9 protein-coding genes are annotated in these 15,954 nt (G+C 65.9%); all 9 read left to right on the top strand.

Annotated elements, in window-relative coordinates:
* Positions 1–205 precede the first annotated feature (205 nt).
* Positions 206–8,155: a transglycosylase SLT domain-containing protein gene (locus tag ACWPN3_RS21440; protein ID WP_492261729.1), complete on the top strand. Its 7,950-nt coding sequence runs from the start codon at positions 206–208 to the stop codon at positions 8,153–8,155.
* A gap of 11 nt (positions 8,156–8,166) precedes the next feature.
* Positions 8,167–9,750: a hypothetical protein gene (locus ACWPN3_RS21435; RefSeq protein ID WP_492241092.1), complete on the top strand. Its 1,584-nt coding sequence runs from the start codon at positions 8,167–8,169 to the stop codon at positions 9,748–9,750.
* A gap of 2 nt (positions 9,751–9,752) precedes the next feature.
* On the top strand, positions 9,753–10,715 hold the full coding sequence (locus tag ACWPN3_RS21430; RefSeq protein ID WP_492241091.1) for a hypothetical protein: 963 nt from the start codon (positions 9,753–9,755) through the stop codon (positions 10,713–10,715).
* A complete protein-coding gene (locus tag ACWPN3_RS21425; protein WP_492241090.1) occupies positions 10,712–13,048 on the top strand; it encodes an SPRY domain-containing protein in 2,337 nt (778 codons plus the stop codon). Before ACWPN3_RS21430 ends, ACWPN3_RS21425 begins: the two co-directional genes overlap by 4 nt.
* A gap of 10 nt (positions 13,049–13,058) precedes the next feature.
* Positions 13,059–13,601, top strand: coding sequence for a hypothetical protein (locus ACWPN3_RS21420; protein WP_492241089.1), 543 nt, complete (start codon positions 13,059–13,061; stop codon positions 13,599–13,601).
* A gap of 74 nt (positions 13,602–13,675) precedes the next feature.
* Positions 13,676–13,840: a hypothetical protein gene (locus ACWPN3_RS21415; RefSeq protein ID WP_492241088.1), complete on the top strand. Its 165-nt coding sequence runs from the start codon at positions 13,676–13,678 to the stop codon at positions 13,838–13,840.
* A gap of 51 nt (positions 13,841–13,891) precedes the next feature.
* Positions 13,892–14,479 carry a glycoside hydrolase family 108 protein gene (locus tag ACWPN3_RS21410; RefSeq protein WP_492241087.1) on the top strand — a complete coding sequence of 196 codons (588 nt, stop codon included), beginning with the start codon at positions 13,892–13,894 and terminating at the stop codon, positions 14,477–14,479.
* 203 nt (positions 14,480–14,682) lie between these two features.
* On the top strand, positions 14,683–15,291 hold the full coding sequence (locus tag ACWPN3_RS21405; RefSeq protein ID WP_492261728.1) for a CatB-related O-acetyltransferase: 609 nt from the start codon (positions 14,683–14,685) through the stop codon (positions 15,289–15,291).
* Between the two features lie 16 nt (positions 15,292–15,307).
* Positions 15,308–15,622 carry a hypothetical protein gene (locus tag ACWPN3_RS21400; RefSeq protein WP_492241085.1) on the top strand — a complete coding sequence of 105 codons (315 nt, stop codon included), beginning with the start codon at positions 15,308–15,310 and terminating at the stop codon, positions 15,620–15,622.
* Positions 15,623–15,954 lie beyond the last annotated feature (332 nt).

Genomic DNA, 15,954 nt, shown 5'->3' with positions numbered 1-15,954 from the left:
CACCGGCCGGGGATCGAGCGGGACCGGCTCCATCACCTTCGGGGATGACGGCAGCGCGCAGCGCCTGGACGACATCACCGCCGCCTTCGCCGAGGCCGACGCCAAGCTGGACAGCTACCGCGCCTCCCTCGGGCTGACCGACGTTGCCCAGCAGCGGTGCGAAACCGGGCTGGCGGAGCTTCAGGCGACGATCCGCCGGGCGGGCGTGGACGAGGCCGAGGCAACCCGGCTGCTGACCGCCTATGCGGCTGCCCACGATCCGGCGATCAGGAAGGCCAAGGATCTTGCCACCGCACATGCGACCGCCGCGAAGGAGGTTGAGCAGGCGGAGCGCGCTGCCCTGGCGAAGATGTCGGCCGATTGGGACGCCGCGGTGCGGGAGCGCGAAGCGGATGCGGCCATGATCATCGCAGCCGAAAAGGAGACCGCTGCCGCGGTGAAGGCCGAGGAAACGGCCCTCCGCTCGCTGATCGGCACGCTGGATAAGACCTTCGGCGCCGACGAGAAGCTGGCCGCCTCGCAGCAGCAACTCGACAAGGCTCTGACCGACGGCGTCGGCGGGATCAGGCTGACCGCCCAGGAGCATGCCGCCCTGTCGGCGAAGCTCAAGGATCAGCACGAGCTTTCCACCCGCGCCGCCTCCAGCACGAAGCTGGCCGCGCACGAGTCGCTGAACCTCGGCTACCAGATCCAGGACTTCGTGGTGCAGGTCGGCAGCGGCCAGAGCGCCATCACGGCCATGCTTCAGCAGGCGCCGCAGGCTGTCGGTGCCGTGGGTGGTCTGTCCCGCGCCTGGGCGCTGCTGGTCTCGCCCGTCGCGCTGGTCGCGCTCGGCATCACGACGGTGGTGGGCGCCTTCGCGCTGGTCGGCACGCGGGCAATCCAGATCAACAGCCAGATCCGCGATCTCACCGCCACGATGCGGACCTATGGCACCGAGTCGCAGGCGACCGCCGGATACCTGCGCGATGTCGGCAAGGCGCTTTACGAGGGCGGGGCCGACCGGGGCGAGAGTTTCGCCACCTCGAAAGTTCTAGCATCCACCCGCGGCCTTTCTGCCTCCCGCGGTCGCGAGTTGGCGTTGCTCGGCAGCGACATCACCGCCGGCATGGGCGGCTCGGTCGACGAGATGACCAAGCAGCTGGCCGCCATGGTGACGGACGGCTACCCGGCGATCATGAAGCTTCAGGAGGCCATCGGTTTCCTGAGCCCGGCGGAGGCTCAAGCTGTCCGCGTGATGGCGGAGCATGGCCGGCAGTCCGAGGCGCTGGGCGTGGCGCTGGACGCCCTGCATCGCCGCTTCGACGGCATGCGCAAGGACGCCATGAGCCCGGCAGCCACGGCCATGCACGAGCTTGGCGTGGAGTTCAACCGGCTGGTGGATGCTGCCGCAACGTCGCCTCTCGTCATCTCCATCACGGTCGCCGTGTCCGACGCCTTCCGGGATGTTGCCGACTTCATCGCGAACCCGAGCCTGGAAGGGTTCGGCAAGATCGCGAAGATCGGCGCCTATGCGGTCGCGCCGGGCCCGACCATCGTGGGCAGCTACATCGCCAACCGGCTGTTCGGTCCGGAGGACGAGGCCGCCCTGCGGAAGCGGCTGGACGAGGCCAAGAGCAGGGTGGCCGATCTGGAGGCGCATGCCGGCGCCAGCGATCCGGGTGGCGGCTTCCGGCCCGAGCTGGAGGGCGCCCGTGCCGAAGTCGCCGCCCTGGAAAAGCGGATCGATGCGATCACCGGCAAGGCCAAGGCCGCCGCGGCAACCGCTACGCCGGCCAAAGACCCGAACGGCGCCTCCGTCACCGGTGGCGCCGATGATGACGCTGCCCGGAAGGCGCGGGACGCCAAGGCCACGGAGTATGTGAAGGCGCAGACCCATGAGGTGGACCGCCTCTCCGAGGCCCTGCGCGGGAACGCGGTAGACCGCGCCATGGCAACCGCAGCGATGCGGGCGCAGGACGAAGTGCGGGATAAGCACTTGGAGGGCACTCCGAAGGAGAACCTTCTCCTGCTCCGCCAGCGGGAAGCGCGGCTCCAACTGGAGGTCGCCGTCAACGACAACAACCGAGCCGCCGCCGCCGAGGTGGCTGGCGCCGAGTTGGTGGCCCGCGCCTACGGCCAGTCCACCGCGGCAGTGCGCGAGGCCGAGATCCAGACCAAGGCCATGGCAGAGGTGGCGCGCGGCACCATCGAGCCGTACAACGCCATCGTGACGCGGCTCCGGTCACTGGACGATGCACAGCGCAAAATCCAGTCCGCGTCTTTCGACGCTACGCTGAAGCAGCAGACCGAGGACGCCAACCGGTTGGCTGCCGCCTGGGGACAGGGCGCCAACGCGGCGCGGGAGGCAGCGCTCGCCAACGAGGCCCTGGCCGAGGCCCGCAAGCGCGGCTTGGACCCGACCAAGGACGCCGGCCAGATCCGTGACATCGGCGCCGGCATCCTGGCCCGCGACTCGGCGCAGCGCTCGCAGCAGTTCGCCCAGATGGCGGAGGAGCAGCGCCGGGCCGTCGAACTCGCCAACAGCGAATACGCCATGCTCGGTCAGAGCAACGCGGAGCGCGCCAAGGCCGTGGCGGTGATCCAGACCACGAACGAGTTGCGCGACAAGGGCGTCGACCTGACCGACGCTGGCACCCAGGCTTATATCCGGCAGGCCGGCGAGCTGGCGCGGGTGAACAGCCAGTTGCAGGACGCCGCCCAGCAAGCCGCCGACATCGCCCAGCCGATCACCACGGCGTTCGAGGATGTGGTTGTCGGCGCCAAGAAGGCCAGCGATGCCGGCAAGGCCCTGGCTGAAGATCTGAAGCGGGTCTTTGTTCGCACGCTCATCACCAAGCCCGCTGAGACTTGGTTGACCGGCACGCTGACCAAGCTGATGTCCGGCGGCGTCACGACCGCGAACGACAACGTGCCCAAGCCGGCCAACGACCCGGGACGGCTGGAGCGCATCGTCGGCACCGTGAAAGGCGGTCTCGGCACCTCCGCGGACAATGCCATGTGGGTACAGATTGCCGGGTCTGCCGCTGCGGTTGCGCTCGATCCGCAGGCCATGACCGGCAGGCAAATGCCCGCGGCATCCGCGAGCGGCACGGTCGCCAGCATCGCCACCCTGTCCGCGACGGACGCCCGGCCTCTGCCTGTGGCGATCAAGGACGGCGGGCAGGTCACCGACTTGGTCCGGGCGCAGTCGCTGGTCCTGTCGGAAGCGCGAGCGCAGGGGGTGCCGGATGAGGTGGCGCTCGCCATCACCAAGATGGAAAGCGGCTTCCGGCAATTCCGCCCTGACGGGAGCGTTCTGACCTCCAGTGCCGGAGCTATGGGTATGATGCAGCTGATGCCCGGCACGGCAAAGTGGCTGGGAGTCGATGCGACCGATACCCAGGAAAATGTCCGGGGCGGCATCAAGTATCTTGCGATGCTCGGTCGGCAGTTCCATGGCGACTGGAACATGGCCGCAGCCGCCTACAATGCCGGGCCAACTCGGGTGCAGCAATATCTGACCAAGGGTCGGGCGCTGCCGGGCGAAACGGTCAAGTACGTCGAGACGTTCGGGAAAACCGTTAAGAGCGTCGGCACCGATGTCGCGACCCTGGGCGCCCGCACCGACACCGTGACCGCGGCGCAGGAGCGCGCTCTCCAGGCACAGCTTGACGCGGTAGAGGTCCAACGCGGCGCCAACGACAGCACCCAGACGATGACCGCTACACAGCAATCGTGGGTGGATAGCGCGCTGGGGCTGACCTCGGTCACCAAGGACGCCTCTGCCGTTATCGAGGTGAAGAGCCGGGCCGTCTCTCATATCAACGAAAATGCCATCTCCGCAGGCGACGGGCTGACCCAGGCGGGCGAAAGCGCGACAAAGTTCAGCACGGCGGTGGACGATGGAGCCGACACCTTCCTCGGTGGCATCCAGAAGCTGTTGGGTGGGGCCGGCGATTGGATTAGCGAGCTCTTCGGTGGCCGCGGCGGCCAGCAGCAGAAGGTCATCAAGAACGCCGATGGGTCCACCAGCTTTGCCCCGGCGACGAAGGGGGCGGGTGGATCATGGCTGGACCAGCCGATTTTCGGACAGCAGGCGGCACCGTCCAAGGATTTTGTCGGTCCAATGCCGGCGGCGGACGGCCTCTGGGGCTGGAACCCGACCTACAGCCAGCTCGCCACGGGCGGCTTGGCAGTGGTCGGCGGCCTGACCGCCGCGACACAGAAGCAAGCTTCGACCGGACAGGTTATCGGCGGCGGCCTGACCGCGGCCGGCGGCGTGCTGATGACCATGCAGAACAGCTACGCCAAGACGGCCGGTGCGGTCCTGTCCGTCGGCGGTGCTCTGCTCTCCGCCGTGTCGGGCGCCAAGGATCGGGGCGACAAATACAGCATCAGCCACATCACCCTGGGCGCCAACGGCCGCTATGCGCTTGGCGCCTCTGCCCAGGACAATGACGGCGACGCGACGAGATTTAACAGCGACGCAAACAAACTCGCGAAAGGCCTGAATGACATCATTGGCCGGCTGAACCTCACGCCGACCAACAAAGGCAGCTACATCGACAGCAAGACGAAGAGCGCGGAGCAGGCCGCTCTCGAGCTGCTGAAGGGCATGCAGTCGGCGGTTCCGGCCGTTGCCTACGCCTTGGCCCATGAGACCTCCACCAGCCTGGAGGAGGCGCTGGGGCACCTGGAGTTCGCCAATGGCTTCGACCGGCAGATCGCCGGCCTGCGGTCCAGCATTTCCGACCTGTTCACGCAATTCCAGGCCGGTGTGGACGACGCCAATACCTTCGGCAAGACGCTGTTGGATGTGGTCGACAATGCGCAGACCGTCTTCGCGGTCAGCAAAGGCGCCAAGCTGCCGGGGTTCGCTCGCGGAACGCTGTCGGCGCCCGCCGGCTGGGCCGTCGTCGGCGAAGAAGGCCCGGAGGTTGTGCGGCTTTCCGGCGGCGAGCGCATCTGGAACGCCCGCGAAAGCGCCCAGATGCTTGCCCAGATGGGGCAAGGCCGGGATGACACCCTGATCCACCTCCGTGGCGGCGACGAGCTGGCGGCGGTTCGTCGGGCGCTGGGCCATCCGGGCACCATCAACCCGGAAACCGGCCTGCTCGGTTTCGAGTATGGCGGCGGGGATCATGGCAGCCCCGGTTCCGGCGGGTCGGCGGGCTCTGGCGGCGGATCGAGCGGCAACTCCTCTGGTGGCTCGGGTGGCAACTCCGGCGGAGCGGGGACGGCGGGCGAAGGGCCGTCGATCAGCAGGACGAGCAGCACGCCGATGTCGCAAGGCGACATGCAGTCGTACGGGGGCTACAGCTTCGGCTCGTTCACCGCGGATGATCGGTCAAGCACGATCGGCTTCGGCGGAGCCGCGAGCTATGCGTCTCCGACCTCCGAGCAGGTCACAGCAACGGCTGCCGCTGTCGACAACGTGTTCGGGACATCGCTGTCCGGCTGGCTGGAAAATGCCGCACTGAAGTATGGACTGAACATCAACAAGTCCATCGGCGTCGATCCAGAGACCGGTCTGAACAACACCCAACTGAGCATCAATGCCGCCGGTTTGGCCGGAGACATCGCAAGCTTGGCGACCGGCATTCCAGGCCTCGGCCTCGCGCTGGGAGCCCTGGCCGACCAGCTGGGCGTCGATCACATCTCCCTCGGATCAATCGACGCCAACGGAAGGTTTTCCGGCGCCACGGGGACTGCGAGCACCGCATCGGGCGCCATCGCACGAAATGGCGGCGACCCCGACCGGTACAGCAGCAATCTGGCCGCCGCCGACACCAGGGCTGCGGCTGACCGGGATGCTACTGCGGCGGCTGAAAAAGCCGCGGCGGATGCAGCAGTGCAAAAGGCCGCTCAACGGGCAGCGCTTCAGGTCCAGTTCGATGCCGTCGGGCTGGCCCAGGACCGCGTCGACGAGCTGAACACCATCGTTCAGTCCCTTGGCGATGGCACCTTCTCGCCGATCGGCAAGGACTTCGACACGCTCGCTGCCGATATGAAGCGGGCCGCCACGGCCTACACCGCGGCCGGGCAAGCCGTGCCCGACGCACTGTTCGGCGCGACCAAGCAGATGGAGGCGCTGGGCGCGGTCAAGAAGCGCCTGCTGGACGAGGTGGCCGGCACCACAATCGAAAGCAGCCCTGAGCAACAGAAGGTCGAGCAACTCAAGGGCAAGTGGTCGAACACGGCCACGGATCTCGTGAAAGCCTTCGCCTCGGTGGGCATCGTCGGCGACGAACTGGCTGCCAAGCTGAACGAAGGTTTCGCCAATGGTCTGAAGAAGGAACAGAAGTCCTACAGCAACAGCCTGGACACCGCCTATCGCAAGGCGAAGGGCGAGGAGGGCTACGACTCGGCCACCGGGCTGATCGACAGCTACAAGACTGCGGTGAAGGACGTCAACGCGCTGTGGCCGGAGGGCGCCGACCGGGCAGAGCAGATGGCGAAGGTCACCGGCACGCTGACCGCCGGCATGGAAGGGCTGGTCAAGAGTGGGTCGATCACCAGCACCAGCCTACAGGAGATCATCACCACCTTCGCCGACACGCCGGAGGTGGTGACCGCGGCGACGGCGGCGATGAAGAAGCTCAACGACGCGACGGCGGAGGCTACCAGAACCTTCAACGCGGGCGTGGACTCCCGCATGTATGCCGCACTCGGCAATGCCCGCGGGTCCGGGCTGATCACGCTGGATGAGCAGCAGCGGCAGGAGCTGCTCAAGGCCAAAGAGGACGGGCGCGACACGGGCCAGTTGGTTCAGGTCCAGGCAGCGGAGCGCGGTCTGAAGGCGTTCGAGTTGGCGCAGGCCGATGTCCTGTCCTGGTACGATCAGGAAATCACCGCCCGCCAGACCTTCATCTCCGACCTGCAGGATGGGGCGCTGAAGGTGTCGCAGGCGGCGGCTCAGTTCGCCGCCGCGCGCGATGCCCTGGCGATCAGCCAGGACGCACCGATCAGCCCGCAGGAGCGGCTGGCCGAGACCAAACGCCAGTGGGATGCGGCCCTCGCCACCGTCCAGTCGACAACCGCCAGCGACGCGGATCGGGACACTGCCCGCTCGAATCTGATCAGCCTGGGCCAGACGCTGACCAGCATCGAGAAGGAGAACAGCGGCGGTACCGCCCGGTCGCTCTATGACGAGGTGATGAAGGTGCTGGGTGAACTCGGCACCGTGGCCCCGGACAGCGCTGCCGCGACCGCCGGTGCTCAACTCAAGACTGCCCAGGACGCCCTCAAGGAGCTTCAGAAGGGCCGGGCAGAAGCCGCCGCCGTCGGTCAGAAGCAACTCGGTTCACTCGACACCCTCAAGAACACGATGGGTCAGAGCCTCGCCGTCTGGCAGGCGGCGCTGACTCCGCTCCTGGCGCTGACCGGCACCTCCGACACCCGGCCGCATTACAGCGCACCGGCGTCGGTTCAGTCGGCCTGGGACGGGCTGTCGGCCGAGCAGCAGTTCGGCATTGCCCGCGCCATGGGCTGGGGCGGATCGGTGGACGAGGCGTTCAACCTATGGCTGGCCGCCGACACGAGCCGGGCGGCGACCTTCGAGGGCAATGTCGCCACCATCGGCAGCGGGGCGCGGTATGGCGCTCCGGAGGATGTCGGCCGGGCCTGGGACGCGCTGACCCAGGCGCAGCAACTCGCCGCGGTGAAGGCGGCCGGCTATGACGGCGGGATTGATGCCGGACTCAATGCCTGGGTCCGGCTCGGCCACGCCGCTGCGTTCGAGGCGGCGGTGCGTGGCGCGGCTCATTCCGCCGGGGTGCCGGGCTTTGCCTCCGGCACCATGTCCACCCCGCCCGGCGCCGTGTGGGTGGGAGAACGCGGGCCGGAGCTGCTGTGGCAGGGCGGCGGCGCGGCGGTCGCGTCGTCGGTCGACAGCATGCGGATCGCCGGCATGTACCAGACGGCGGCGAACGACCGCTACCCGGTCAACATCACCCCGATCCAACCGCCGGCCGCCCCTGTGGTTTCGGACAACCGGGAAGTCCTGTCGGTTCTGCGGGATATCGCTCGCCGGATCGAGCGGCTGGAGAAGGCAATCCACGAGGCCGAGGGCGAGGCGCAGTTCCAGCGCAGCCGCATCGCCCAGGACGAACTCAAGCTGATGCGCCAGCAGCTGGACGAACTGCGCGATCAGCAGGCCAAGCGCGCCGCGTAACGGAGGCTTCCATGGAAATCCACCTGTACGACCTTGTCGCCTATCACCGGGCGACGGGACACCTTCACCGCTGGCCGCTTTGCGCCGGATCGGTGGCCTACCAGTCCCGGAGCGACGACGACCCGGCGTCCGCGACCTGGCTGCCGCTCGTCGGGCAATGGCCGTCCGTGGCGGTCACGGCAGCGGGCGACGGCGCCAAGGCGCAGATCGACGACCTGAGGCTGATCAACGTCCGGCGGACGGACGACCTGCCGCGGTTCGCCTCCGTCTTCAACATCACGACCGGGGTGTGGGAGCGGGTACTGTTGGGCGTCCGGCCGCTCAACGTCCTGCTGACCGATTACATCGTCCAGTCGGTGACCGAGCGGGTGGTGGCGGCTGGCGCACCCCTCAGCACGGCGGTGACGGTCTGGCAGGCCAAGGCCGGAAAGATCGCGCCTGATCGGACCGAGCTGCGGCTGCCGGTCTACGACAGGCAACTCGACTTTGACGCGCCGATCCAGAAAGACGACGCGAAGTACGCCGGCACCGGTGGGTATGAGGGGCCGTCCACCCTCAAGAACACGTTGAAGGAGCGCTGTATCGGGCACTGTTTCATGGTGCAGCCGACCTATCTCGGGATCATCGACCAGGGCAGCGGCAACGGCGGGCTGCTGCATGTCTGGTCGGTCAATGGCGGGCTGCCCATCGAGGACGTGCCGCGGGGATGGTCCGGCGGTGCCGCCGTCGCCAAGACGGCCGGCATCCCGGGCTCCAACCAGCTTCGCGTCGATGTCTCGACCGGCAGGATCCACACGGCGGTCCATTACGAGGACTTCCGGGTGGAGGTGAAGGGCGACAAGACCGGCGGCGTCTGGCGCCGTTATATCGGCGAGGTGATCGCCTTCCTGGCCGTCCAGCATGGCGGCATCGTCACTGCGGCCGACGTCAGCGGCATGGACGCGACGCCGCGCACCGTCGGACTGTACCTGCCGGCCGGCGACGGGCGGACCCACCGGGACGCTTATGGCAAGCTGGTCGGGTCGGTGCCGAGGGGGAGGTGGTTCATCGACTTGGCCGACCGGCTGGTGGTGACCCGCCTGCCGCGCGCCACCGCGGTCACGCCGACGCGGGCCTACAGCAAGGCCAGCGGGTCAACGGACGGGCTGAAGCCCACCGCCGGCAGCGACGTGGTGCCCACCAAGAAAGTCACCGTCCTCTATGCGGAGAACCCGAACGCCAACACCACCGCGGTTGCTGATGCGACGGCGGCGGACGCCGCCCTCTGGACCCAACAGTGGCGCGAGTCGGATAGCGCGACGGATCCGGTGATCGCCGCCGCCTATGGCGTGTCGGGCAAGACCGAGCGGATCGAGACCTGCCTGACCCTGAAGGCCGACGCCGACGCCGAGGCGCCGCTGTGGCTGGCCGAGAAGGCATGGCCGCCGCAGTCCTACAGCCTGAAGGTCCGGGACGGAGCGCCTGGGCTCTGGATCGGTGGGGCGGTGACCGTCGTGGACGACATCGCCGGCTTCGAGGATGGCGCGACGCTGGTCATCACCGGCCGAACCAACCGCGACCGCGGCGGCGGAGCCACCCTCTACGGGGAACACTGATCATGGCCGGCTTGATCTACGCCTACCTCGCCGACCGGAACGAGGTGCAGAACGGCCCGCTGGACAATCCCGTCACCATCGCCAGCCCCGCCGCCTGGGCGTCCACCGCCCCTCTGGAGTCGATGCTGACGACACCGGTCTCCGACCGGGCGGTGTGCCTGACCAAAGGCGACGTGGACTATGCCACCGGGGCGCCGATCAACCCGGTGATCGTGACTCTGACATGGCAGTTCCCGATCTTCCTGTCGGTTGCGTCGCTCCTCAACACCAACCTCCGCCAGGAGGCCTTTTACCGGATGGAGGCATTCGGCGATGCCGCGATGACGGAGCTGGTGGCGACGTCCGTGGTCGATGGGGTGGACGCCAACGTCGTCCCGCCTCTGACCGATCCGGAGACCATGCGGGCCGGCGCGCCCAACCAGATGCGCGGCGATCTGGATCCGCGGGACATCCCTCTGCTGCCGATCAACATCCACTGTGTGGTGCCGCAGGTTCCGGTGGTCGCGATCCGTTGGACCCTGTGGGGCGGCGCCTTCCAGCCCGACGGCAGCGAGGACACCGGCTATCGCATCGGCCTCGCCTGGGCGGGCGATGGCCTGATCTTCTCCCGGCATGTCGGGAAATCGGGCGAAGGCGTGAAGGACAACGACGAGATCATCACCGGCGCCGGCGGATCGGCCTGGGTCGAAGAGGGCATCGCCAAGCGCACCGTCACCATCGGCCGCGAGGTGACCGACCGCACGCTCCGCGACGAGCTTTTCAAGATGGCGCTACGCTCGGGCAAGCGGAAGCCGCTGCTGTACCTGCCCAGCATCGGCGACCCGGCCGATCCGACAAGCCTCGGCGATCCCGCCGCCAACTTCCTCTACGGCGGCCTGTACCGCCGATCTTCCGACCACAGCCAGAGCTACGTCAGCGCCCGCTACACCTCGACCAGTGTCGAACTGGAGGAGTTCAAGGAATGAGCCTTTCGCAACTGGTGCTCGACGCAATCGACCGCCTGAAACAATACAATCTCGGTGTCTACAACGCCGCTTCCAACAAATTCGGCCTGTCTGGCGTTGGCGGTATGGCCGCCAACTGGAGCCGTCACTCCAAGGACATCGCCACAGCCTGCGAGACGGTCGGCACTCTGGCCGATGCCGCGTCCACCAGCCAGACCGCCTCCGCGGGCTCTGCATCGGCTGCTGCCGGCAGTGCCACGGCTGCCCACACCTCCGAACTCGCCGCCGCGGGGAGTGCATCCGCCGCCGCTGGGAGCGCGACGGCAGCCAGTGGCAGCGCGACCGCTGCGGCCGGGAGCGCCGGTGCGGCGGCTGGCAGCGCATCGGCCGCCGCCGCCAGTGCCACCCTTGCGGATCAGAATGCCAATGCCGCCGGCGGGTCTGTCCCGTCGGTCCGCCTGACCTGGGACACAGCCACGGCCGATGCCGACCCCGGCAACGGCAAGGTGAGGCTGAACAGCGCCACGGCAGCAGCCGCGACTGCACTCTATGTCGACAATCTGGACGTGGCGGGCGCCAGCATCACCACGGTGCTGGACCGCTGGACCGCCGCCACCAATACGACCAAGGGCACGCTGCGGGTTGCCCACCGCACCGATGCCACCAAGTGGGTGGAATATCTGGTCACCGGCACCGTGGTGGATGGCACCGGTTACCGCAAGATCACGGTGACCGGCGGAACCGGGCCGGGGGGCTTCGCTGCTGGCGACCCGGTCGCTGTGGGCTTCAGCCGGGCCGGTGACGCTCCCGCCAGCTTTTCAGCCGGTACCGCCGCTGCGCCTGGGTGGGCGGTAACGGGCGACAGCAACACCGGTCTGGCCCAGGTCAGCGGCGCCGACACGCTGTCGGTGGTGACCGGCGGTGTTGAGCGGCTCCGCGTTGCTGATCTCACGTCTTATCTGGTCGGGTGCTGGCTGGCGATTATGGACGCGGCCGGGACTGTGAAGGGCATGTTTGGCCCCACCGGTGCTGGGACTGTGGTCATGGGTAGTTTCTCTAACCATGATGCCGAAGTCCGTACGGGCAATCTGCTGGTGGCACTGTTCAAGTACATTGCAGGCGCCAATCGCTGGTTTATTTTTTCCGCGTCCAATGGGGGAAATCCCACCGTCACGACCTCTGGCGGAGACCTCACGCTCACATCTGCTAACGCCAAGGTCAATGTCACGGGGGCTTTGACTGCAACCGGACAAACGCAGTCTACGTATCACTATGTTGTCGGCGCAGGTTCTTCGGGCTATTACTTTGAGAACACCGCTGCAAATGCGGATGAAAAGAAATCGCAGATTTATACTTCGGGCAACAAGATCATCTTCCAGCTGATGAATGATGCCTGGACCACGACCAACAACTGGTTGGAGGTGACGCGTACAGGCGCTGCGCCGACGGGCATCGACTTTAAGGTTGCCCCAACCGTCAACGGCGTAGCACTGGGCTCGTCTGTCAAGTTCCCAACCCTGCCGAAGAGTGCCGCCTACACGGTCACATCATCCGACGCCGGCAAGCTGATCGTCGCCACCGGCACATGGACGCTCGGTTTGCCTGCCGCGGCATCAGCCGGCAGCGGCTTCACGGTGGCCGTCAAGAACACCGGAACCGGACTGATCACGATCGATCCCAATGGGAGCGAGCTTGTCGATCAAGCTCTGACGGGGCTGCTTGCCAGTAGGCAATCCGTGATCCTCGTGTGCGACGGGGCCGGATGGAATTCCATCGGTGGCATTGGGTTCGCTACCGCACAGCAATGGAGCACGACGGCAATTTCCGGCGGCGTCGTCCTGTCGGAAGGCAATCTGCGGGCAACTCTCAACCAGAATACATCGGCCTATCAGACGGTGCGGGGTGTCAACGCATTACCCGACGGGAACACATATTGGGAGGTCTCTTGCCTGTCCTTCCCGAGCGTCGGAGCAGATAGCGGGCTGTTGGGCATCGTCGATGCCAGTTTCTCGGATTTCGTCAGCCGCCCAATCTCCATCGGCGCATACCGGACGGACGGCTCTCTTCAGAAGACATCTGGCAGCACGGCTTTCGGCGCATCCTGGGGCGGGGGCGATACCATGATGTTCGGGTTCAAAAGGCCGACCGGCGGGACGGGAAGCCTCTGGATCGGTAAAAACGGCGTTTGGCAAGGTGGCGGAGATCCGGTCTCAGGCGCCAATCCTGCGATTACCGGCATTACTCAACAGGTATTCCCGGTGGCATCGGCAAATCTTGCGCCAGTATATCGCGGCCGGTTCAGCCCGTTGGATTTCGTTTACACCATGCCGTCCGGGTTCTCTCCTCAGGCTTGATAGGTGACGCATGAACATCTTCGAAATCGTGCCGTCCTTCGACGCGCGCACTCATCGGCAGGCCGCTACCTTCACCGAAACCGAAGAGGTCATCGAAATTGAAGGAGTTGAGTACAGCCGGACCAAGAGGGAGTGGGACGTGGAGCCGATCCCGCCGGAGGAAATCGCCGCCATCCTGACTGCTGCCCGCGCGACCGCGGTCGTAGCCAACAACACGGCTGCCGGGAAGGCCCGTGAAGCCTACCTGACCGCCGTCCCCGGCCAAGCCACGACCTACGCCGCCAAGCAGGCGGAGGTGGCGCGCTGGATCGAGGCGGGCCGCCCGGCCAATGTGCTTGCCACCGCTTACCCGTGGGCCGGCGACCGCGCCGACCTGCGCACCGTCACGGTCGCCGAGGTGCTGGCGGAGTGGGAAGCCGTCACCGCGGCGTGGGAGGTGGTCGGCCGGCAGATCGAGCGAGAGCGCGAGCGGGTCAACGACACCATCGCCGCGGCCGACACGCTGGAGGCGATCCAGGCAGCGCGGGATAGCGCCACGTACCCGGTTCCCTGAGCGCCGCGACAACACTCCAACTCCTGATCGACCCGGCCGCCGCGTGCGGCCTTTTTCATGCCTGGAGGTCGCCCATGTGCAATGCCCGATCCCCTGCCGAGCAGGATGTCCAGCAGGCGCTTGATGCCTGCGGCGGCGATAAAGACGCTGCCCTCCTGCTGCTCGCTCATCTGCTCAACGTTGCCCGCGGCGGACTGTCCGCTGGGCTGCTGCGGCTGCCGCCGGCCGACCGGCGATAAAGGCGTTACAGGCGCCCTGTAACGCATAATTCCCCAACCCTGGAGACCATCATGACCACCACGCCCACCGGCGCGGCGATCCCGCGCGACCCCACCGAAGCCGTCATCGACAACATCCTCCGCCGGGAAGGCTGGCCGCGTTACACCGACCGGTCCAGCGACCGCGGCGGGCCGACGAAGGGCGGCATCACCCTGGAGACGCTGACGAGCTGGCGGAAGCGCCCGGTCACGGCGGCCGACGTCGCTGCGCTGGACGAGGCCGAGGTGCGGGCCATCTACCGCGCCAACTACATCGAGAAGCCGGGCTTCGCTGGCATCGCCGACGACACCCTGCGCGCCCTGGTAATCGACTCGGGCGTCAACCATGGCCCGGCCCGCGCCGGGACGTGGTTGCAGGATGCGGTGAACGATCTGGCCGGCCGGCCGGTGCTGAAGGTCGACGGCGCCGTCGGACCGAAGACGCTGGCCGCGGTGAACGGCGCTGACCCGGCTGGGCTGTGGCGCTCTGTCTTCGTGGCCCGGATGTGCTTCTACGGTGACCTGATCTCGGGCGATGCCCGGAAGCGTGGTCGCACCGACGATCAGGCGCTGAACGCCGCCGGCTGGCTGAACCGGCTGGCCGAGTTTATGGAGGTGTGAAACGCGGATGTTCCCCGTCTTGAAATCCACCGTCGGCGCTTTGTCGGCCGAATCCTTACGCCGCTAGCAGCTACGACATCGCTGAACGGTATTGAGAATGGCAGCGCAACGCATACTCGCAACCGGGTTGCCCGATCCAGGATTTTTGATAAGGTTGCGACATCAATCAGGCTTATCCACCTTAAGGGCGATTATTTATGCACATGGGTCTCAATCATAAGCAAAATGAGAAAGACACTCATTATAAAATTGAGTTGAATGAGACCCCTTGCCAAATTTCAATTGGTGGCTTCACTTATTGTTCTGGTCCTTTGGAGCTCGTTACATACGGCGAAAGCGGTGAAATCCAGATCGGAAGGTTTTGTTCCATCGCTGATAATGTGCATATTTTCTTTGGCGGCATGCATTCCATGGATGGAGTATCAACTTACCCGGCAGAGAAGTTGTTGGAATTTCTTCCGGGGATTCCTGTAGTGCGCTCGACCTTTAGCAAGGGACCTGTCGTCATTGGCAACGACGTTTGGATCGGGGAGGGCGCAACGATCCTGTCTGGTGTCACTATTGGCGACGGGGCTGTAATCGGCGCTCGCGCTGTCGTATCCCGTGACATTCCGCCCTACAGTGTAGCTGTTGGCAACCCGGCAAGAGAAGTTCGTAAGCGTTTTGCAAAAGAGGATATTGACTTCCTTCTGTCGATCCATTGGTGGACTTGGAATAAAGATTCCATTCGTGAATTCGCTCCATACATATTTGATGGTGGCGATATCAATGCATTTCGGGCGGCTGTTATCCGAAAAGTTAACGAACAATGACATCATTAAGGCAGCCATGCTACTGACTCTTTTCCTGGAGATTGGCGCGGCGGAGCAAGTCTATTGGGCCGACTTCGGCGATCAGCTCCTATCGCCGGAAGAATGTCAGGTGCGGAATGATTGCGCTTCCGGTGGTGTCCAAGTGCTCGGCCAGCGGTGCGCCGGCTTCATGGATTGCTCCTTCAGCTCCAGACATGGCGACGGAAATGTCGAGCATATCCAGAATGCTTACGCCACCAACAACGGGCTGAGCTTGGGCTTTAACCGTGAAGCGACTCCCCTCCTGCTTCCAAAATCAACCACAACCGAACAAGAAAATACTCGGATATAAAACGAATCCTGGCTGCATGTGTTGGTTCATGCCGGTTGCTGTGCGTGCAAATGTATGGCATTTACTCAACCACCTGTCCGGGCCTTGCACCTGGGCCAACCGGAGCGACGTGGGGAGTCAGCGCCACGCCGGTTGGGTGACCGTCTGCCCTCTGATACCGCCCGCGTAACGTGGGTAGGGGCCACCAGCGCTTTGACGGGGATCGCTGCGGCGATGGGGCGATCCGGACGCCCCGCCGCCGGGGTGGCGCTTGTCATGGGAGCGCAGAGAACACGGAAAGAACAAATGGTCTAGCAAAAGACTTCGATGTTCTCATTCTGCTGCAAAATGTT

It is taken from the genome of Azospirillum sp. UENF 111221 (assembly GCF_058780625.1).
Note: the sequence above shows the minus strand (reverse complement) of the source record. Positions and strands in the feature narration are given on the sequence as shown.

Bases quoted from the DNA above. Each gene is read 5' to 3' on its own strand.
- ACWPN3_RS21435 (WP_492241092.1), top strand. From the start codon at position 8,167: ATGGAAATCCACCTGTACGACCTTGTCGCCTATCACCGGGCGACGGGA.
- ACWPN3_RS21430 (WP_492241091.1), top strand. From the start codon at position 9,753: ATGGCCGGCTTGATCTACGCCTACCTCGCCGACCGGAACGAGGTGCAG.
- ACWPN3_RS21425 (WP_492241090.1), top strand. From the start codon at position 10,712: ATGAGCCTTTCGCAACTGGTGCTCGACGCAATCGACCGCCTGAAACAA.
- ACWPN3_RS21420 (WP_492241089.1), top strand. From the start codon at position 13,059: ATGAACATCTTCGAAATCGTGCCGTCCTTCGACGCGCGCACTCATCGG.
- ACWPN3_RS21415 (WP_492241088.1), top strand. From the start codon at position 13,676: ATGTGCAATGCCCGATCCCCTGCCGAGCAGGATGTCCAGCAGGCGCTT.
- ACWPN3_RS21410 (WP_492241087.1), top strand. From the start codon at position 13,892: ATGACCACCACGCCCACCGGCGCGGCGATCCCGCGCGACCCCACCGAA.
- ACWPN3_RS21405 (WP_492261728.1), top strand. From the start codon at position 14,683: ATGGGTCTCAATCATAAGCAAAATGAGAAAGACACTCATTATAAAATT.
- ACWPN3_RS21400 (WP_492241085.1), top strand. From the start codon at position 15,308: ATGCTACTGACTCTTTTCCTGGAGATTGGCGCGGCGGAGCAAGTCTAT.